Source organism: Pleomorphomonas sp. NRK KF1 (assembly GCF_023721755.1).
In the GTDB taxonomy this organism is placed as follows: domain Bacteria; phylum Pseudomonadota; class Alphaproteobacteria; order Rhizobiales; family Pleomorphomonadaceae; genus Pleomorphomonas.
This window is the reverse complement of sequence record NZ_JAMDLH010000004.1, coordinates 80,499-100,205: the sequence shown is the minus strand read 5'-3', so window position 1 is coordinate 100,205 and position 19,707 is coordinate 80,499. Positions and strand designations below refer to the sequence as shown.

Genomic DNA, 19,707 nt, shown 5'->3' with positions numbered 1-19,707 from the left:
CAAAGCCGGTTCCCGCTTTTACTCTAGACTTTACACGGAGTTTGCGCCGCGCAGATTGGAGGGTGTCGTCCCGAACCGCCGGCGAAACGTCCGATTGAAATAGGAGAGGTCTCCAAAGCCCAGCTCGTAGGCGATGGTGCTGATGGCCCTCTGCTCTCCCTGGCGACTGATCGATGCGCGCGCCAGATCAAGGCGGCGTTCCAGAACATAGCGTGAGAAGGTCGTTCCCTGGCGCTGAAACAGCTTCTGGACCAGACGCGGCGTTACGCCGAGGCGGCGGGCGAGGTTCGATAGGTCGAGATCGGAATCCGACAGGGACTCCTCGATGACCGCCTTGATCATGGTCAGCCGGTCACCGGCCCTGCCTCCATCCGAGCTTCGATCGATATATTCGAGAACCAGCGGAAGTATCTGCTTGAAGTGGCTGACCACCAACTCGGCCTCGCCGGGTCCGGGGGCTCCACGCATCAGCAGATAGGCGCCATGCGTGATCAAAAGCTGCAAGGGAGGATGCGCCTTCGGGATCGGCTTCAGCAGGAAGCGATCGATGGAGCCGCGTGGCACCGGAAACGCCTCGATCGGCATCCGTCCGCAGTCGATGCGGCCTCCCTCGGGCAACGCGAGCTCGAAAGGCAGCGCGCTTGACAGAAGCAGGAAGTCGCCGCTTGCCGCGGACAGCCTCTGCTCACCCTGCCGCACAATAAGCGGCCCCTCCATGCTGCGCAGCATCAATAGGCTGTCGGCTCCCGGCTCGCCTTGGCCGACAACGGTGATCGTCTCCGGAGCCATGAAGCAGGTCATCACCTGAAGCTCTGCCACGCGGCATGCCATGCCACGAACGAAGCCGAACCTCCCGGATCGAGGCGTAATCTCGACCGGCCCTAGAACGGAGGCCAGCATCGAATGGGCGAGGCGGCGAATCTCGTCCTCGCCGAGGTGGTCGCCGTCAAAATGAATCGGTTCCGTCGACTGAATACGCATCTCGATAGCCGTCACATTTCTACAACAGTTCCGCCTCGGCGAGGGGGCGTTCGCATTTGTCCCATTCACGTTCGCGCAAAACCAAGTCAGGGCCTCGATGCTCCAGATAACCTTACTTATAAATTCATCTTTATCCAATTTCTGCGAGCGCATCCACAGCCGCGTCGTCGGAATGAAGCCCGTTGGTCTGGAGTCCACAATGCGTCGTTACCTCAGGGCGAACACCTGCCTCGCTGTTCTCCCCTTCTTCGCGGTTCTCGCCCCTTCGCCCGCCGTTTCCCAGGATGCCGTCAGTGGGGAGGCGGTCGCCGAACTGGAAGAGATCGTCGTCACCGCAACCCGCAGTTCCCGGCCCGTCGCCAGCATTCCGGGCTCCGTCATTGTCATCGGCGAAGACAAGCTGCAGGAGCAAATGCGATTCACGAGTGATCCGGCGACCATCATCTCCAAGCTTGTGCCCGGTTTTTCCGTTGCCAACCAGACGATGTCCGGGGCGTCCGAAACCTTTCGTGGCCGCAGCATTCTCGTGATGGTCGACGGTGTTCCGCGCAACACCCCGCTCCGCGACGTGTCGCGCACGCTCTCGCTGATCGACCTCACAACGGTCGAGAGAATCGAGGTTGTGAATGGAGCCAGCAGTCTCTACGGGTCCGGCGCGACAGGCGGAACGATCAACTTCATCACCAAGAAAGGCGAGGAGGGTAAGCCGACGGTCACGGTGGAGACCAAGGTGAAGGCGTTTACCGGAAACCTGTCAGAGTCGGCGGCGCCCAGCGTTTCGGTCACGGCGTCGCAGAAGATCGGCGACTTCGATTACTTCGTTTCCGGCAGCGGGGAAATGCTCCGCAAGACCTTTGACGGCAGCGGAAACGAACTTCCTTCCGATGCCATGCTAGGACAGGGAGGCGGAGACCGCACCAAGACGGGCAATGTCCATGGTCGCCTTGGCTATGAGATAGAAAGCCGTCGCTTCGAGGTCTCCGCGGAACTGTCGCTGCTCGAACAGAATCCGGAATGGTTCTCGAACTATCTGGCCACGCCCGCCGTGCCTGATTATTCGGCCCCCTATACCGGGTTGTCGGTGCTCGACAAGACGAACAGCTTCACGGCGAGCTATTCCGACACCGATTTCAGTCTCGGCGGCCTTGAGATCAAGGCCTTCCACAACGACACCGAAAAGCGCTTCCCCTTTACTCGCTTCGACACGGCGGTGAACAACCAAGTCTACTACTCCGGAAATCCGGCATCGCCGGCGGCCGATTTCGCGCAGGGCACCCTTTTCAGCCAGCGCACCGGCGTAAATGCGTCGGTAGACACTTCGCTCGACATGCTGAAGGACGGAATGTCGGTCACCTGGGGTCTGGATTATGTGCATGATCACACATACCAGACGCTGGCCAACGGCTGGGACGTCATCAGCCCTATGACCCAGGACTCCGTTGCCGGATTCGCGCAATTTCTTGTGCCCGTCACCGACGCCCTTCAAATTCAGGCAGGCGCCCGTTACGAGCGGTACTTCCTTGATGTCGAGGATTTCCGCCGGCCGGAGATCTACTACATCAATCGCGCCTATCCGGCCATTGACGTCATCGGCGGCGAGTTCGACTATGACAACTGGACCTTCAACGTCGGCGCGACATTTGACCTGACGCCGGAGCTTCAGGCCTTTGGCGGCTTCTCCCAGGGTTTCTCCTTGACCGACATCGGCGGCTTCACCCGGCGAGCGGGCGCCAACTCGTCCGCCGAACTGTGCGACGCCTATGGCAGCCTCGCCTGCCCGGGCGCCGGGACGCCGGACTACCAGGTCAACTATTCCAACATCGCGCCCGATCCGCAGGTCGTGAACAACTACGAGGTGGGGCTGCGCGGCAACTGGACGGATTTCGGAGGCACGCTTTCCGCCTTCCTTTCGACATCGGAGAACGGCGTCAACTACGACGTCGCCAGCAATCGCGTCCTGCAACGCGAGGAAGAGGTGTGGGGCGCCGAGGCCACCGGCTGGTGGCAGATGACGGACCGCTTCACCCTTGGCACGGTGCTCTCCTACCAGGAAGGCCGGTATGACACCGATGGCGACGGAAGCATCGATGGGTGGCTGCCGAACAATCGAATCGCGACGCCATTCCGCGGCCTCGTCTATGGTACCTATGTCTTTGAAAACGGGTTGAATCTCCGGGGCGAGGTAAGCTTCTTCACCGGTCGCGACAAGATCAAGACCGTCCCGGAGATCGAAGGCGCGGTCCTGCTGAACGTGCTGGCCAGCAAGAAGGTGGGCGCCGGGGAGCTCAGCATCGGCATCGAGAACTTGCTCGATACCGACTACATGAACCCGACGGCCAGTGCGACGCGCAACAACGTCGTCAACGGCCAGGGGCGCACGGTAACCGTCGGCTACAAGGTTACATTCTGACATGATCAGTCTGTCGATCGGCGGAGATGGCGTTGTCCATCTCCGTCTCTGTCACCCTCGAGGCGAGGGGGACGAACAAGATTACCTCGACGCTCTTGACCGGATCTCGTCCATTCAGGCCCCTTTTGTCATGATCGTCGATCTGAAGGAGCCCGGACATTTGTCCCGCGAAGGCGAGTTGCGCCAGGCAGCCTGGGCTAAGGCGACCCGCGAGCACATCGCCGTGACCTGTCGCGCGCTCGCTTTGGTGAAAGAAAAACCGAGCGAACGCAGTCGCCGCTCCTTCGAGCGGCTTTGGTCGATTCCCGTGCATGTGACGAACGATCGTGACGAGGCGCTACGCTTTGCCCTTCATCACCTGAACGAGCAGAACCGGACGGACTGACGATGATCCTCGATACGGCATCACCGCGCCCCTGGCGCATCAGGTCGCGGCTTTTCGCCGTCCTCGCCGGGCTCTATCTGGCGCAGGGAATACCCGGTTACCTGCTGGTCGCGGCCATTCCGCCCATCATGCGCGAGCAGGGCGTGTCGAGAACGGTGATCGGGCTTCTCGCGATCCTGATGATCCCGCTGACGATCAAGTTTCTCTGGGCGCCGGTTGTCGACCGCGTCCGACCGATGGCGATCGGCCACCGCCGGGGCTGGATCGTCCCGACGCAGATCGGCACCGTGCTCTGCATCCTCGCGCTCTCCTTCAATCCGCCAACCGATTTCTGGTTTGTCTTTGCCATCGGTTTCGCCCTGGCGATCCTCACGTCGACCCAGGACATCGCGACCGACGGCTACGCAACCCTCGCGCTGCGCGAGGAAGAGCGCGCCGTGGGCAATGCAATCCAGGGCGGCGCGGTGGCCTTCAGCGTCATAATAGGCGGAACCCTGTCGCTTGTGTTGTACGACTGGTTCGGCTGGCGACCGATGATCTTCGTCATAGCAGCCGTCTCCGCTCTGCCGCTGGGCGCTGTTGCCTTCATGCCGGAGGATGACAAGACCGCCACCCGCGAGGCGAGCAACCCACCGTCATTGCGTGCGTTCATGGCTCGACCAGAGGCCGTCGCCGTCCTGTTCATCGCTCTGACCTACAGGGCCAGCGAGGGGCTGGTGAAGTCCATGGAAGGCTCCTACCTGGTCGATGCCGGTCTTCCTCTGTCCTGGATCGGCTACCTCAGCGGCATATCGGCGGCCACCGCCGGCATTGCCGGCTCGGCGGTGGCGGCGCTGCTGGTGCGCCGCACCGGCACCGGCGGCACGCTCATGCTGCTCGGTTTGCTTAGAACCCTCTGCTTCCTGATGTTCTCGCTTCACGCGGCGGGCCAGATGACCGGCATGTGGGTCCTGCTGGGCGCGGCCGGTTTCCAGACGCTGATCCGATACATGGAGGTCGTCGCCCTCTACAGCCTGTTCATGGCCGTCGCTTCGCGGGAGCAGCCCGGCACCGACTTCACGATCCTCAGTTGCGCCCAGATCATCGTCTATCTGCTTGGCTCGATGGTGGCGGGCATGATTACCGATAGGCTCGGCTATCCGACTCTTTTCTTCTCGGCCACCGTGATATCGGCGGCGGCGGTCTATCTCACGGTCCGGCAACTCGCTCTGATGAAGCTGGCGTCAAGGATGCGGCCCGCGGATGGTCTGGTCGGCGGCAAAGGCTGATGGCGGCCCATCACCGGCGCGGTTGTCCCCATGATGTCGCGGTGTCTGTCCTCGCTGGCAGTTCCGGAGGCGACAGTCGACGCGAGCGGCTTGGTTGTCGTTGGCTTTTGGTCTAGAGCTTCCCTGTGAGCGCAGGCTCGCCGGGAATGCACCCTCCTTTCATGACGCAGTTCTGGGCGCAATACCGGTTCCCATTTTGGCGGAACAGCCAGAGTGCTTGCTCCGACCCGAGCGAGGAGGCAGCTCCCATGGCCGACTGGTCGCCTGAAACCTACCTGAAGTTCGAGGACGAGAGGACGCGGCCGGCGCGCGATCTCGTCAACGCTGTGCCACTCGCCAATCCGTCCTTCGTGGTCGACATCGGTTGTGGGCCGGGCAACTCCACCGAACTCCTGGTGGAGTGCTTTCCGGCGGCGCGGCACCTCGGCTTCGACACCTCGCCGGCCATGCTCGACAAGGCGCGGGCACGGCTGCCGAACGTCGAGTTCCGGCTGGCCGACGCTGCCACCTTCAAGCCGGATGCGCCGCCCGACCTGATGTTCGCCAATGCCGTGTTCCAGTGGTTGCCCGGCCATCTCGGCCTCATCGTCCACCTGATGGGCGAGCTGGCGCCCGGCGGCGTGCTGGCCGTGCAGATGCCCGACAATATCGCCGAACCCTCGCACGCGCTGATGGCCGAGGTGGCCGCCTCCGGTCGCTGGACCGACAAGCTCAGGGACGCGGCCCGCGCGCCGCTGCCGCCGGTCCGGGCCTATTACGAAGCCTTGAAGCCGCACTGTCGCCGGCTCGACATCTGGCACAGCATCTACAACCATCCGCTGGCCGACGCGGCGGCGGTGGTGGAGTGGGTGCGCTCCACCGGCCTCAAGCCCTTCCTCGATCCGCTCGGCGAGGGCGAACGGGCCGACTTCCTCGCCGCCTATACCGAGAAGGTGGCCGAAGCCTATCCGCCGCTGAAAGATGGCGGCGTGCTCCTGAGATTTCCGCGACTGTTCATCGTTGCCAAGAGGTAGACCATGGCCGACACCGTTACCCTCACCATCAGCCGCGACGAGGCCATCGTGCTGCACGAGTGGCTGGCCCGCGTCGTCGACGACGAGAATGCCGAGGGCATCGAGGAAACGCTGGAGGACGATGCCGAGGTGTGGGCGCTCGACGCCGTGCTGATCCTCCTGGAACAGGCGCTCGACGAGCCGCTCAGCGAGAACTTCGACAAGATCCTGAAGGGCGCCCGCAAGCGCCTGAAGGACGCCAACGGCCCGTGGCCGTGGGATGCGGGCGGGGAAGAGCAGGCCCCCTAGGATCCAGCCCGAAAACTCTACTGGGGCGGGCATCTCTGGGCATCCGCTTGGCCCGAAAAGTCTGCAACTTTTCGGGCGGATGCCCTCGGCTTAGTCTTCTGCGCTTCCGGTGCTCACGGACCCTTGGCATTGGCGGTTTACCGCCAATGCCCGGTGTTTGCTCAACGCAACTCCGGACGCAAAACCGGTTCCCACTTTTGCTGGAGTTGCTGGAAGTCCGCTGCGCTCCGGTTCTCGAAGCCGTCGCCATCTGCCGCGCCCCAGCGAATTTTGGGGCCAGCTCCGGGAGCGCTCTGGAGGAGCCGATCGCTTTCGGTTGTGACTGACCTCAAGTCCGCTTCGCATCCCGCGTCGGCGGCACCTGCCGGACCTCTGCGCGTTCTCGGTCGGCTCTCTAAACTCCAGGTGGTGAAGGAGCGTTGCCGGGAATCCTCAGCGTCCGTTTTCTCCACTATCGTAATGTCCCGATAAGTCTTTCCACTCATGCGCATAGATCGGCGGGTGGCCATAGTGCCGGCCGCCTCGATCCGGCTGCGGTCCGGTCGTGGCCGCGCGGCGGAAACCCGGCCTAGGGGAGGCCGGGGAACATTCGCCGGCTGATGTGGTTAGTTGCGTGGAGGGCGCCATGACACCGACGGTCCTGATTACGGGGGCAAGCCGAGGCGTCGGCCTGGAGCTCGTCCGCCAGTATCTTCAACGCGGGGCGCGCGTGCTCGCCATCCACCGGCCCGGACCGATACCGGAGGCGCTGGCGTCGCTCTATGCCGACCACGCCGACCACATGAGGCTGATCGCCCTCGACGTTCGCGCGGCCAGCGCCATCGTCAATCTGGCGGCGCGGCTGTCGGAGCGGATCGACATCCTCATCAACAACACCGGCATGCTGATGGGAACCGGCTATGCGCCCGCCGGCAACCTGATCGGCGGCACCCTGCGCGCCTCCCTGCAGGTCAACGCTACCGGGCCGCTGTTCGTGGCGCAGGCGGCGCTGTCCAACATGACGCGCGGCGGCAAGATCGCCACCATCCTGCCGATCGGCGACGTGCGCAGCCTCGACCTGCTCGATGAGGATGCGCGGCAGGCGGCCAAGGCGGCCGTGGTGAAGGTGATGCAGTCGCTCGCCCACGATCTCAAGCCGTCCGGCGTGGCGGTGGCGCTGATCCACCCAGGCGCGGTCGGCCCGGGACCGGATGGCGGGGAGGCCGAGGTCAGCCTTGCCGAAAGCGCGCGCGGCATCGTCGGCGTGATCGACGCGCTGACGCTGGAGACCACCGGACAGTTCTTCGGCTTCGATGGCGGTTCGGCCGAGGAGTGAGCGGTTTTTCGGCCTGCCGCATTTCCATAAAATTCTAGGCATTTCGTGAAAGCGATATCCATTTGTAGGCTTTATTTTGCCCTTTACGCTTTCTGTGGGTGGTGCCGGAATGCTCGAAACGAATTTGGTCGACTTCAAGAGTCTCGCGCTCGATCCATCTCCGGATCGCAAGAACGAATTGCTCAAGGGTGTCTCGTCGCTGTTCGCCTTTACGTCCGAACGCTGCACGCTCGAGCAGATCGAAATCTACGACGACGTCATTACCCGCCTGTCGGAAATGGTGGAGATCGAGGCGCGCATCTTTGCCGCCGAGAAGATCGCCCCGTTGCGCCGGGCGCCGGAACGGGCCGTCCGCACCTTTGCTCGGGACGACGAGGCCGCCGTGGCCTCGCCGGTGCTCAAGCAGTCGCCCGTGCTCAACGATCATGATCTCGTCGCCATCGCCGAGGAGAAGGGACCCGATCACCTGAAGGCGATCGCCCAGCGCTCGGTCCTCAGCGAACGGGTGGCCGATATCGTCGTCAGCCGCGGCGACGTCGAAGTCCGTCGCCTCGTCGCCGGCAACTACGGCGCCCGCCTCAGCGAGATTGCGCTGGCCTGCATCGTGCAGCAGGCGCTGTCCGATTCTCGCACCGCCGAGATCCTCGGCCGCCGCCCTGACACGCCGGACGCCATCATCTCGCAGGTGATCGGCAAGGCCGTCGATCAGGTGCGCTCGACGGTGATGGGCGAGAAGAACGACGATCTCGAAGCCAATCTCGCCGAAGCGGCGCGCCTTGCCGAGGCGCGGCTGTCCAACTCCTACTGGCTCGGCCTCTACGATTTCGAGTCGGCCTGGGAGCGCATCCGCCAGCAGGGCGGCGAGCGCATCGTCTCCGAGGAACTGCTCTGCCAGTATGCCGTGGAGGATCGCTTCGCCGACGTGGTCGCCACCTTCGCGCTGCTCACCGACCTCGACATCGAGGAAGCCAAGCACTGGCTGGTGCGCGTCGACACCGAGCCCTTCGTGGTCATGGCCCGCGCGCTCGGCCTGCGCTTCGCCACCGTGCAGGAAATGCTGAAGTGCGGCCCGTGGAAGCACCGGCTCGACAACTGGCAGCGTAACGACGCGCTCACCCAGTTCCAGCAGATCGATCCGCGCGTCGCCCGCGCCCGCATCACCGCCTCGCGCGGCGTGCGCAGCATCGGCTGAACGAACACTGCCGAGATCCGGCACTCGAAAGCGGCGGTCCATCCGGTTGTCCGGTTGGGCCGCCGATGCTTTTGCGGGCGGAGTTGACCGAACAAGAAGATCGTTTCCTAGGGCTTCATACCCTTGCGAAAACTGACAACTCGTAAGAAATTCGGCAACCGTGTCCAAACAAGTTTCGATCCCGGATGCCGAAACACTTCGGGTTAAGGAATCTATTGTAGCAAAAAGCCAAGAAGAGACGCAGAACCTGGGTCCGGCGCCGATTCGCAGTACCATGAACGCGGTGCTCTCGGAGACTCAATCCAATGTGGCCGTTTCGCCATCAATCTTCAGCGGTGCTTGAGGCGCTCGACCGATCTCTGGCCGTGATCGAACTCGAGCCGGACGGCAAGATCATCACGGCCAACACCAACTTCCTCAACGTCGTCGGTTATCGGCTGGAGGAGATCGTCGGCCGGCATCACTCGATGTTCGTCGACCCGGAGGACGCGAAGACCGAGGCCTATGCCGCCTTCTGGCGCGCCCTTGCCGCCGGCGAATTTCAGGCTGCCGAGTTCAAGCGCCTGGCGAAAGGGGGGCGGGAGATCTGGATCCAGGCGACCTACAACCCCATTCTCGACCGGTCGGGCAAGGTGGTGCGCGTCGTCAAGTTCGCCTCCGACGTCACCGCCCGCAAGCTCGACGACGCCGACGTTCGCGGACAGGTCACCGCCATCAACCGCGCCCAGGCGGTGATTTCCTTCAAGCCGGACGGAACGGTGATCGACGCCAACGACAACTTCCTGCAAGCGCTGGGCTATCGGCGCGACGAGGTGATCGGTCGGCATCATTCGATGTTCGTTGCCCCCGAGGAGCGCGACACGCCTGAGTATCGCGCCTTCTGGAACGACCTCAGGGCCGGGCAGTTCAAGTCCGGCGAGTTGCGCCGCATCGGCAAGACCGGCAAGGACGTCTACATCCAGGCAACCTACAATCCGATCTTCGACATGGGCGGCCGGCTGTTCAAGGTGACCAAGTTAGCCACCGACGTGACCCGCGTCGTGGTCGAGCGCAAGGCGCGTCAGGCGACGCAGTCCGACATCACCCGCGACCTCGACGAGGTGGCGGGCATGGTGGCGCGCTCCGACGTGGCGGCCGAAACGGCCAGCGGCGTCGCCGGGGTCACGGCGTCCAACGTCCAGGCGGTCGCCGCCGGGGCGGAGGAGCTGGCGACATCGGTGACGAAGATCAGCCAGCAGGTCGGGGTGGCGCTGTCGGTGTCCGAGCAGGCCGTGACGCAGGCGGAGGCCGCCAACCGTGTGGTGTCCGGCCTCGCGGCGGCGGCCCAGAAGATCGACCAGGTGGTCGAGCTGATCAACGCCATCGCCGGCCAGACCAACCTTCTGGCGCTCAATGCCACCATCGAGGCGGCGCGGGCCGGCGAGATGGGCAAGGGCTTCGCCGTCGTCGCGCAAGAAGTGAAGCAGCTGGCCGCCCAGACCTCGAAGGCCACCGAGGAGATCGCGGCCGAAGTCGCGGGCGTGCACTCGATCACCGCCGAGGCGGTGTCGACCATCTCCGACATCTCCTCGATCATCACCCAGATCAATGGCGTGTCCTCGTCGATCGCCACGGCGGTCGAACAGCAGGCGGCGGTGACGCAGGAGATGTCGGGCAACATGCGGACGGCGGCCAACGGCGTCGAAAGCATCGTCGGCACGCTGGGCGAAATCAGCCGCTCGGTGCGCAGCATCCACACTGCCACCGAAACCCTCCAGCAGGCAGCCCTCGCCATCGCCTGATGGCCGGCTTCCTCACCTGATGCGACCGCGCGCGACGACCGGCACCGCGCGGGGCGCCGCTTCTTCGGTCGAGTAGAGATAAACCTCGTCGACCATGTTGGTCACCACGCAGGCGTGGTTGGGGACGATGCGCAAGCGGTCGCCGACCTTGAGGTCGATCGGGCCGGTGCTGACGAGGCGGCCGTGTTCCTCCGACAGCTGGTCGATGGCGATGTCGTCGCGGCCAAGCACATGGCCGTAGCCGGTGAGGCCAAGGAGATCCGAGGTGAGGGCCTTCGAACCGGCGTCGATGATGGCGCGGTTGGCGGCGGGCACCGAGACCACCGTCGTGAGCACGGTGAGGGCGCAGTCGTCCCAGCCGCAGGCGCCGCGCGCCACCAGCGAACGATCGTTATAGACGTAGGTGCCGGGTCGATACTCGGTGACGACGGGCGCCTCGGCGGCGTGCATCATGGTCGGCGTGCCGCCCGAGGTGATCACCGGCACGGTGAGCCCCCCGGTCTCTATCAGCGCCTTGGTCTTGCTCATGAAATCCTGCACCGCCGCTTCGCCGCCGGCCGGCGGGTAGGTCATCAGGCCGCCGAAGGCGAGGCCGGGCGCCACGGCGATCCGGCCGGCCAGCGCCGCCGCGTCCTCCGGCGAGGCGACGCCGCAGCGGTTGGCGCCGGTGTCGCATTCGACGAGCACGCGAAGCGGCGATGCCTGACCCGCGAAGGTCCTGGACAGGCCCTCCACCACATCGGCGCTGTCGGCGACCACCGAGAGCCGCACCTTGCCGGCCAGCGCCGCGAGGCGGGCGAGCTTCTCCGCGCCGACGATGTTGTAGGTGATCAGCACGTCGGTGATGGCCGAACTCCCCGCCACCATGGCCTCCGCCTCCGACACCTTCTGGCAGGTGATGCCGACGGCGCCGGCCCCGATCTGCATGTCGGCGATGGGCGGCAGCTTGTGGGTCTTGATGTGCGGCCGGACCTTGAAGCCGTGAACGTTGGCATAGGCCTGGAAGCGCCGGATGTTGGCGCGGACGATATCGGCGTCGACCACGACGCTCGGCGTGTCGAGGCTGTCGGCAAAGGTTTCCATCTGGGGCATTCCGATCTTCGACGTGGCGAAACCGTGCTGAATCCCGGCAATGACGGGTCCGCTCCGGCTTTGGGCGCGTTGGCTCAATGCGCTCTTGACAAACTATGGACCCTGTATCTCAATACGTCAATCCAGTAACACGGACTCATGTCCGGTATATTGGACAATCTGACGCATGATCAGCAATAAAGGGAACAGAATGAACACGACCATCCGCACCGGCGGCATGCTTGCCGCGTCGGTCTTCCTCCTGCTGTCGACATCAGCCTATTCCGAGGCCAGCAAGCTCGATGACGTGCTCGCCCGCGGCCACCTCGTTCTCGGGACCGGCAGCACCAATGCGCCCTGGCATTTCAAGAGCGCCGACGACAAGCTGCAGGGCTTCGACGTCGACATGGGCCGCATCGTCGCCAAGGCCCTGTTCGGCGATCCCGACAAGATCGAGTATGTGATCCAGTCGTCGGACGCCCGCATTCCCAACATCACCACCGACAAGGTGGACATGACCTGCCAGTTCATGACGGTGACCGGCGAGCGCGCCCAGCAGGTGGCCTTCACCGTTCCCTATTACCGCGAGGGCGTCGGCCTGATGATGAAGGGCGACAGTCCGTATGCCGACTATGCCGCGCTGAAGGCGGCGGGCTCGTCGGTCACGGTATCGGTGCTGCAGAACGTCTATGCCGAGGACATGGTGCACGCCGCCCTGCCGGAGGCCGCGGTCGACCAGTACGACTCGGTCGATCTCATCTATCAGGCGCTGGAATCGGGCCGCTCCGACGCGGTCGCCACCGACCAGTCGTCGCTCGCCTGGTACATGGCGCAGAACCCCAACCGCTACAAGGACGCCGGCTACGGCTGGAACCCGCAGACCTATGCCTGCGCGGTCAAGCGCGGCGACCAGGACTGGTTGAACTTCGTCAACACGGCGCTGCACGAGGCGATGACCGGCGTTGAGTTCGACTTCTACTCCAAGTCGTTCAAGACCTGGTTCGGCAAGGACCTCCTGCCGCCGGAAATCGGCTTTCCGGTGGAGTTCAAGTAACGAGCCTTTGGCAAGAGCGGAGGCGCGCCTCCGCTCTCCTCCTTTGCAAGCAGCGAGGCACCATGGGCTATACGCTGAATTTCGCCGTGGTCTGGCGCAACTTCGACCGGCTGCTGGAGGGGCTGGCGCTCAGCCTCGGCCTTGCGGTCGTATCCATCCTCATCGGCGCGGCGGTCGGTCTTGCCGTCGCCTTTGCGCTGATATCCAAGTACCGAGCCGCCTCCTGGCCGGCGACGGCCTACGTGACGCTGATCCGCAACCTGCCGATCCTGGTGCTGGTGCTGTTCGCCTATTTCGCGCTGCCGCAGATGGGCGTGAGACTCGACAAGATCGAGAGCTTCGTCGCGGTTCTCGCCATCTATTCGGGCGCCTATCTGGCCGAGGTGTTCCGGGCCGGGCTTCTGTCCATTCCCAAGGGGCTGACCGAGGCCGGGCTGGCGATCGGCCTGACGCCGATGCAGATCCGCACGACCATCATCGCGCCCTTGATGCTGCGCAACGTGCTGCCGTCGATGTCCTCGACCATCATATCCCTGTTCAAGGACACATCGCTCGCCGCCGCCATCGCCGTGCCGGAGCTGACCTTCCAGGCGCGCAAGATCAACGTCGAGAGCTTCCGGGTGATCGAGACGTGGATCGTCGCCTCCGCGCTCTATGTCGCCACCTGCGCCCTCATCGCCGCGCTGATGCGGCGCATCGAGCGGCGCCTGGCCCTGCCGAGGTGACGCCATGAACCCGTCCTTCCTCGATCAGCTGTGGCTCGCCCGCAACGTCATCCTCTCGGGTCTCGGCCTGACGGTGTCGATCTCGCTTCTCGCCATCCTCGCGGGGTCGGTGCTCGGCGTGGTGGTGGGCCTGTCGCTCACCTACGGCGCCCGCCCGGTCCGCCTCGTCTTCCGCGTCTACACCGACATCATTCGCGGCACGCCGGTGCTGGTCCTGGTGCTGGCGAGCTACTACGTCTCCTCGGCCGTCGGCGTGAACCTCGATCCATTCTCGGCCGGCGTACTGGCGCTGGCGATCTTCTGCTCCTCGCATGTGGGCGAGATCGTGCGCGGCGGCCTTCAGGCGATCCCCAAGGGGCAGACCGAGGCGGCCAAGGCGATCGGCCTCACCTTCGGGCAGACCTTCGCCTACGTGCTGTGGCCGCAGGCGCTACGCCAGTTCCTGCCGGCCTGGGTCAACACCGCCGCCGAGATGGTCAAGGCGTCGACGCTGCTGTCGGTGATCGGCGTCGCCGAACTGCTCCTGCGCACCCAGGAGATCATCTCCCGCAACTTCATGAGCCTCCAGTTCTACTTCTTCGCCGGAGCGCTCTATTTCGTCGTCAACTACGGCATCGAACGCTTCGGCAAATACGTCGAGCGCAAGACCGCCGTCCCCTCCTGAGGATTTCGATCCATGTCCAAGACCATTCTCGAAATCGAGGGACTGCGGAAGACCTACGGCCCGCTGGAGGTGCTGAAGGGCATCGACTGCGCCGTCCACGAGGGCGAGGTGATCGCCATCATCGGTTCGTCCGGGTCGGGCAAGACCACGCTCCTGCGCTGCATCAACATGCTGGAGGACTTCGAGGGTGGCACCATCCGCCTCGACGGCGAGGAGATCGGCTATCACGTCGAGGGTCCGACGCGCCGGCGCAAGAGCGAGAAGGACATCGCCCGCCAGCGGGCGCTGACCGGCATGGCCTTCCAGCAGTTCAACCTGTTTCCGCACATGACGGCGGAAGAGAACGTCATGCTCGGCCTTCTCAAGGTGAAGCGGCTGCCGAAGGACGAGGCTCGCGCCATCGCGCTCAAGTGGCTCGACCGCGTCGGCCTCGGCGACCGGGCCGGCCACTTTCCCGGCCAGCTGTCGGGCGGCCAGCAGCAGCGCGTCGCCATCGCCCGCGCCATCGCCATGAACCCGCGACTGATGCTGTTCGACGAGGTGACCTCGGCGCTCGATCCGGAACTGGTCGGCGAGGTGCTGCAGGTGATCAAGGGCCTCGCCGCCGACGGCATGACCATGCTCCTGGTCACCCACGAGATGCGCTTCGCCTACGAGGTGGCGTCCCGGGTCATCTTCATGAACCAGGGCGTCATCGGCGAGGACGGCAACCCCAGGGAAATGTTCGTGGCGCCGAAGACGGAGCGCCTCGCGGACTTCCTCAAGACCTCCAGTTTCAACTGAAAAAGAGAGTGTTTTCATGACTATCAAGCGTTACGGCACCGGCGGAACCGGTGCGGGCGGACAGCCGCTTCCCTTCGCCCGCGCCGTGGAAGCCGACGGCTGGCTCTACGTGTCCGGACAGGTGGCGATGGAGGGCGGCGAGATCGTCAAGGGCGGCATCGTCGCCGAAAGCCGCAAGGCGATCGACAACCTGATCGCCATCCTGAAGGAGGCCGGCTATGGCCTCGACGACGTGGTCCGCGTCGGCGTGTGGCTCGACGATCCGCGCGACTTCTGGAGCTTCAACGGCGTCTACGCCGAGTATTTCGGGGCCAATCCGCCGGCCCGCGCTTGCGTGCAGTCGAGGATGATGGTCGACTGCAAGGTGGAGGTCGAGTGCGTCGCCTATCGCGCCGACCGCAAGTGAACGTTGCGGGTGGGCCGGTCTCGCAAGGAGGCCGGTCCATGCGATTTGAGGGGTAAGATGCCAGATACCGTCGAGGACATGACGTCAAGGCGAGCGCGCGGGCTCGATCGTGCCTTCGATATCCTTGAGTTCCTGCGCGTCCGGCGCCAGCCGATGCGCCCCAACGAGATCGCCTCGGAGATCGGCGCGCCGCGCTCGTCGGTCTACGAACTCGTCAACCTGCTGCTCCGGCACGGCATGCTGGACTACCAGGGCGGCGACGGTCGCGTCTTCCTCGGGCGGCGGCTCTACTTCCTCGGCGCGGCCTATGCCGAGCAGTTCGACTTCATGCGCGAGTGCGACCGGGCGCTGGCCCATCTCGCCGAGGAAACCCGCGAGACGGCGCAGATGTGCCTGCTCGAAGGCAACAAGTACACCGTCGCCATGATGCGCGAGAGCGCGCGGCCCTTCCGGATATCCTCCAGCATCGGCGAACTGGTGCCCATTCCCTGGACGGCGTCCGGGCGGCTGCTGGTCTCCCATCTCGACGACCAGGGCATCCTCGACCTGATCCCGGCCGACGACTTCGTCATGCCCGACGGCCGGCGCCTCGACCCCGCCGCCTTCATCGCCGAGGTGCGGCAGGCCGGGCGCGACGGCTATTTCACCTTCAACAGCCAGGTGGATACCTACACCCACTGCTTCGCCGCGCCCATCCACCAGGCCGACGGCGCCTGCATCGCCACCCTGTGCCTCGTGGCGCCCAAGGAAGACGGGCTGCGCAACCGCGCCGCCTATGTCGACGCCCTGACGCGCGCCTGCCAGGAGATTTCCGAACGGCTGGGCGCCAATCCGGACCGGCTGCGGGACGCACGCAAGTCGTAGCGGGAGACCAGGAAATATGGCCAACTCTAGGCGGGTGAACATCGTGAAGGTGGGCGATGCTCTCTACGAGAGTTTGCCTGATGGAGTTCTGAAGCCTCTCAAGGGCGATTCCGACTGGGCGCGCGTGGATGCCATGACGGAGGAGGAGGTGGAAGCCGCCGCGCTCTCCGACAAGGACTGCCAGCCTCTAAGCGACGAGGATTGGGCCAAGGTGAAGCTTGTGGCCCCTTCAAGACATCCGTGACCATCCGGTCGGCTTCCGACGTGGGCGGATGGTTCAAGTCCCAAGGACAGGGATGTCAAACCGGCATGAGAAAGGCGGGACGGTGAGCCCGCCTTTTCCTTTTGGACTTACGACCGGTAGACCACCTCCACCATGGCGACGCCGGTCACTTCCGGTACGCTGAAGCAGACGCGGCCGTAGGCTTGCGTGAAGGGCAGGGGCGCGCCGTCGGGGACGAGGCGGACCGCTTCGACGGGGGCGTCGACCTTCAGCGACACGGCGATATCGCGGAGCGTCACGAGGTCCTGGATCGGCTGGATGTTGCTGTCCCAGAGATAGCCGCGCAGGGCCGGCGTCGCGTGCATGAGATAGACGACGTCGCGGTTGCGCTTCGGTTGCCGGCGCACCGTCGCCCGGCCGGCTCGCGGCAGGCTGGTGGTGATCATCCGTTCGCCGCCGAGGGCGACGACGATGGCGCGCTCGACCATTTCCAACAGGCGCACGGCGCCAACTTCGGTGTAGACGCGGAACACCGGGTGGGCGAGGTAGGTGACGGCACCCTTGCGGCTGCCGCCGTCGTAGCCGCTGGGATCGGGCCGGCGCGGCACGTTGATGTGGCCGGAGAAGTGCTTCGGCGTCCGGTCGAAATAGGGCTCGTAGACGCTGCCGAGCGTCTCGCCGTCGGTGACGCGGATACGCTCGGACGGGGCATACATGAAGTTCGGTTCGTCGATGCCGTCGGGGCGCCACTCGGGCGTCGGCAGCAGGTAGTCGCCGCCGGCCATGGGCGAGGTGCCCTCCCAGGCGGCGCCGACGTCGAGCACGAAGCCCTCGGCATCGAGGCCGCTCTTGCCGGTGAGCAGCAGGCGGCCGCCACCGGCGAGATAGCGCTCCAGCTTCGCCTTGAGGGTGGGGCCGACCGGCACGGCGTCGGGCAGGATGACCAGGCGGTAGGGCGAGAGATCGCTTTCGAGATCGAGCACGTCGAAGGTGAGGCCGGCTTCCAGGAGGATGCGCGTGGCGCCGTCGTCGCTGGCGTGCTTCTGGGCCGGCGCCTCGATGCTGGTGGCGTCGAGCGTCGCAGCCTCAAGGGAGACGAGGCCGATCTCGGCGCGGTTGACGCTGCCCTCCGCCCAGGCCTCGCGCTTCTCCACCCAGTCGTAGGCGGCGCCGACGATGGCCATGGTCGAGGGATCGACGCGGCCGGTCGGATGCAGGTGGTCGCCGATCGAGCAGCGGGCGCCATGGGCCAGCATGGCCCCGCATTCGTAGATCAGCGCCTCCGGCCGCTTGTAGCCGCCGATCTCGCCCCAGGTGAAGTGGAACTTGCCGGTCATGCCGAGGAAGGGAATGCCCAGGGAATCGACATAGCGGGCGCTGACGGGGAAGTGGTCGTAGCCCCAGCCGGCCGTCGGCAGCGATTCCAGTTCGAGGTGGCTGTAGTACTTGGCGATGTGCTCGCGGCTGCCGCGCCGGATATGGCCGGAGTTGAAGAACAGCGGCATGCCCGGCGCGCGGGCCCGCACGGTGTCCTTCACCTTGCGATAGAAGCCGTCGAGCGCCTCGGCGCCGAACATGGTGCGGTCCGCCTCGGACGTCCAGTCGAGGCCGCGCGCCTCCATCGCCGCCTTGGCATAGGGCGAGATCGACGGCAGCTGGCTGCAGATGTCGATGAAGATGCCGTCGCCGTCGGGGTAAAGCTCCAGCACCTCGTCGATCTGCGCGGCGAGATAGTCGAGATAGGGCGAGGCGAAGTCGAGATAGGCCCAGCCGGACGGGTCGTTGCGCGACTGCGGCAGGTGGCCGTCGGGCGTCACTATGCGCCAGTCGGCATGGGTGAAGGCGGCGTGCTCGTCCCAGGCGGCCGAGAGGTAGATCGGGGCTGCGATGCCCTCGCCGTGCAGCGCGTCGAGCTGGGCGCGCAACAGGTCGAAGCCCAGGCCGGGGTGCATCCGGCCCACCTTGGTCGGGTGGTAGGACAGGCCGTGATGGCACTTGGAGAAGATCGTGACGGAGTCGACGTGGGCCTCCTTGTAGGCGCTGGCGAAGGCCCGCGCGTCGAAGCGGGAGCCGATGCCGTCGATCAGGCCGGAGGTGTGAAAGTCGAGATGGATCTGGCGAAAGCGCATGATGGGGAGGTCACTTGTGATGGATGGGGGAGGCGTCGTGCAGCGTGGCGCCGTCGGCGGCGAAGACCACGAAGGCCGAGCGGTTGGCCTTGAGTTCGATCTGCTGGCCGAGCCGCTTGTCGGACTGGCTCGGAACCAGCTGGGCAAAGTAGCCGTCGAGGGATTCGGAGTCGGTGGTGCGGAGGGTGCGGGCGTCCGAATAGACCAGCGTCTCGCGGCCCAGCGCCTCGACCACGGTGACCTCGGCGTCGGCGATGTGGACCTCGCCGTCGTCGCCGAGGGCTTCGGGCCGGATGCCCAGGGTGACCGCGTCGCCGAGTATCGGCAGCGTCTCGCCGGGCGCGAACTCCAGGTCGAGCGGCGGCCGTCCCTCGCCGAGCGAGAAGCCGACCGAGCGGCCGGAAAGCCGCATGACGCGGGACGCGATGAAGTTCATGCGCGGCGAGCCGATGAAGCCGGCCACGAAGCGCGTCGCCGGCTTGTTGTAGAGGTCGAGCGGCGAGCCGATCTGCTCGATGTTGCCGCCGTTCATGACGATGATGCGGTCGGCCATGGTCATGGCTTCGGTCTGGTCGTGCGTGACGTAGAGCATGGTGGCGCCGAGCTCGCGGTGCAGGCGGGATAGCTCGATGCGCATCTGCGAGCGCAGGGCGGCGTCGAGGTTCGAAAGCGGCTCGTCGAACAGGAACACCTCCGGCGCGCGGGTGATGGCCCGGCCGATGGCGACGCGCTGTTTCTGGCCGCCCGACAGCGCCTTGGGATACTTGCCGAGGTGGTCGGTGATGCGCAGGATCTCGGCGGCGCGCGTCACGGCGGCCTCGATCTCGGCCTTCGGCCGGCGCGCCACCTTGAGGGCGAAGCCCATGTTCTGGGCCACCGTCATGTGCGGATAGAGCGCGTAGTTCTGGAACACCATGGCGACGCCGCGATCGGACGGTTCGGCGGCGGTGATGTCGTGGCCGGCGATGGAGACCGAGCCGGAGGAGATCTCCTCAAGGCCGGCGATGGAGCGCAGCAGCGTCGACTTGCCGCAGCCCGACGGGCCGACCATGACGACGAACTCGCCCTTCTCGGCGGCGAAGGACACGCCGGAGAGGACCGTCAGGGTGCCATAGCGCTTGACGACGTCGCGGACTTCGAGATGGGGCATGGCGG

At 65.2% G+C, this 19,707-nt stretch carries 19 protein-coding genes; 15 read left to right on the top strand and 4 right to left on the bottom strand.

The genetic code is table 11. The annotated features are described in order from the left end of the window. Positions 1–30: 30 nt before the first annotated feature. Positions 31–1,134 carry an AraC family transcriptional regulator gene (locus tag M4J39_RS11890; protein ID WP_251728103.1) on the bottom strand — a complete coding sequence of 368 codons (1,104 nt, stop codon included), beginning with the start codon at positions 1,132–1,134 and terminating at the stop codon, positions 31–33. Here M4J39_RS11890 and M4J39_RS11885 point away from each other — a divergent pair. The 8 genes from M4J39_RS11885 (at position 1,079) to M4J39_RS11850 (ending at position 10,633) form a co-directional block, all read left to right on the top strand. Then, on the top strand, positions 1,079–3,391 hold the full coding sequence (locus M4J39_RS11885) for a TonB-dependent receptor (protein ID WP_251728102.1): 2,313 nt from the start codon (positions 1,079–1,081) through the stop codon (positions 3,389–3,391). The genes M4J39_RS11890 and M4J39_RS11885 overlap by 56 nt on opposite strands. 1 nt (position 3,392) lies before the next feature. Then, complete coding sequence (locus M4J39_RS11880) at positions 3,393–3,776, top strand: hypothetical protein (protein ID WP_251728100.1); 384 nt, start codon at positions 3,393–3,395, stop codon at positions 3,774–3,776. A 2-nt stretch (positions 3,777–3,778) separates the two neighbouring features. Next, complete coding sequence (locus M4J39_RS11875) at positions 3,779–5,044, top strand: MFS transporter (RefSeq protein WP_251728099.1); 1,266 nt, start codon at positions 3,779–3,781, stop codon at positions 5,042–5,044. Positions 5,045–5,292: 248 nt separating this feature from the next. Continuing rightward, positions 5,293–6,057 carry a trans-aconitate 2-methyltransferase gene (tam, locus tag M4J39_RS11870; protein WP_251728097.1) on the top strand — a complete coding sequence of 255 codons (765 nt, stop codon included), beginning with the start codon at positions 5,293–5,295 and terminating at the stop codon, positions 6,055–6,057. 3 nt (positions 6,058–6,060) lie between these two features. After that, on the top strand, positions 6,061–6,345 hold the full coding sequence (locus M4J39_RS11865; RefSeq protein WP_251728095.1) for a hypothetical protein: 285 nt from the start codon (positions 6,061–6,063) through the stop codon (positions 6,343–6,345). A gap of 625 nt (positions 6,346–6,970) precedes the next feature. Then, the gene (locus M4J39_RS11860) at positions 6,971–7,660 is read left to right on the top strand and encodes an SDR family NAD(P)-dependent oxidoreductase (protein ID WP_251728093.1); all 690 of its coding nucleotides are present in this window, start codon (positions 6,971–6,973) and stop codon (positions 7,658–7,660) included. Between the two features lie 109 nt (positions 7,661–7,769). Continuing rightward, positions 7,770–8,852 carry a DUF2336 domain-containing protein gene (locus M4J39_RS11855; RefSeq protein ID WP_251728088.1) on the top strand — a complete coding sequence of 361 codons (1,083 nt, stop codon included), beginning with the start codon at positions 7,770–7,772 and terminating at the stop codon, positions 8,850–8,852. 305 nt (positions 8,853–9,157) lie between these two features. Next, complete coding sequence (locus M4J39_RS11850; protein ID WP_251728086.1) at positions 9,158–10,633, top strand: PAS domain-containing methyl-accepting chemotaxis protein; 1,476 nt, start codon at positions 9,158–9,160, stop codon at positions 10,631–10,633. 12 nt (positions 10,634–10,645) lie between these two features. Here M4J39_RS11850 and M4J39_RS11845 read toward each other — a convergent pair whose 3' ends face one another. Beyond that, on the bottom strand, positions 10,646–11,716 hold the full coding sequence (locus tag M4J39_RS11845) for a D-TA family PLP-dependent enzyme (RefSeq protein ID WP_251728633.1): 1,071 nt from the start codon (positions 11,714–11,716) through the stop codon (positions 10,646–10,648). Positions 11,717–11,942: 226 nt separating this feature from the next. On the opposite strand from M4J39_RS11845, the gene M4J39_RS11840 reads away from it, so the two are divergent. The 7 genes from M4J39_RS11840 (at position 11,943) to M4J39_RS11810 (ending at position 16,444) form a co-directional block, all read left to right on the top strand. Further along, positions 11,943–12,758, top strand: a complete 816-nt coding sequence (locus M4J39_RS11840; RefSeq protein ID WP_371875448.1) for a transporter substrate-binding domain-containing protein — start codon at positions 11,943–11,945, stop codon at positions 12,756–12,758. Between the two features lie 62 nt (positions 12,759–12,820). Further along, a complete protein-coding gene (locus M4J39_RS11835; protein ID WP_251728082.1) occupies positions 12,821–13,483 on the top strand; it encodes an amino acid ABC transporter permease in 663 nt (220 codons plus the stop codon). 4 nt (positions 13,484–13,487) lie between these two features. Next, on the top strand, positions 13,488–14,147 hold the full coding sequence (locus M4J39_RS11830) for an amino acid ABC transporter permease (protein ID WP_251728080.1): 660 nt from the start codon (positions 13,488–13,490) through the stop codon (positions 14,145–14,147). Between the two features lie 12 nt (positions 14,148–14,159). Beyond that, complete coding sequence (locus M4J39_RS11825) at positions 14,160–14,930, top strand: amino acid ABC transporter ATP-binding protein (protein WP_251728079.1); 771 nt, start codon at positions 14,160–14,162, stop codon at positions 14,928–14,930. Between the two features lie 16 nt (positions 14,931–14,946). Then, complete coding sequence (locus M4J39_RS11820; protein ID WP_101288564.1) at positions 14,947–15,336, top strand: RidA family protein; 390 nt, start codon at positions 14,947–14,949, stop codon at positions 15,334–15,336. A 57-nt stretch (positions 15,337–15,393) separates the two neighbouring features. After that, positions 15,394–16,200, top strand: coding sequence for an IclR family transcriptional regulator (locus tag M4J39_RS11815; RefSeq protein ID WP_251728078.1), 807 nt, complete (start codon positions 15,394–15,396; stop codon positions 16,198–16,200). 16 nt (positions 16,201–16,216) lie between these two features. Beyond that, positions 16,217–16,444: a hypothetical protein gene (locus tag M4J39_RS11810; protein WP_251728076.1), complete on the top strand. Its 228-nt coding sequence runs from the start codon at positions 16,217–16,219 to the stop codon at positions 16,442–16,444. A 107-nt stretch (positions 16,445–16,551) separates the two neighbouring features. Here the strand turns inward: M4J39_RS11810 and M4J39_RS11805 are convergent, their stop codons facing one another. Together M4J39_RS11805 and M4J39_RS11800 are read right to left on the bottom strand one after the other, a co-directional pair. Beyond that, a complete protein-coding gene (locus tag M4J39_RS11805; RefSeq protein WP_251728075.1) occupies positions 16,552–18,552 on the bottom strand; it encodes an alpha-amylase family protein in 2,001 nt (666 codons plus the stop codon). 10 nt (positions 18,553–18,562) lie between these two features. Continuing rightward, on the bottom strand, positions 18,563–19,702 hold the full coding sequence (locus tag M4J39_RS11800; protein ID WP_251728073.1) for an ABC transporter ATP-binding protein: 1,140 nt from the start codon (positions 19,700–19,702) through the stop codon (positions 18,563–18,565). Positions 19,703–19,707: the final 5 nt, after the last annotated feature.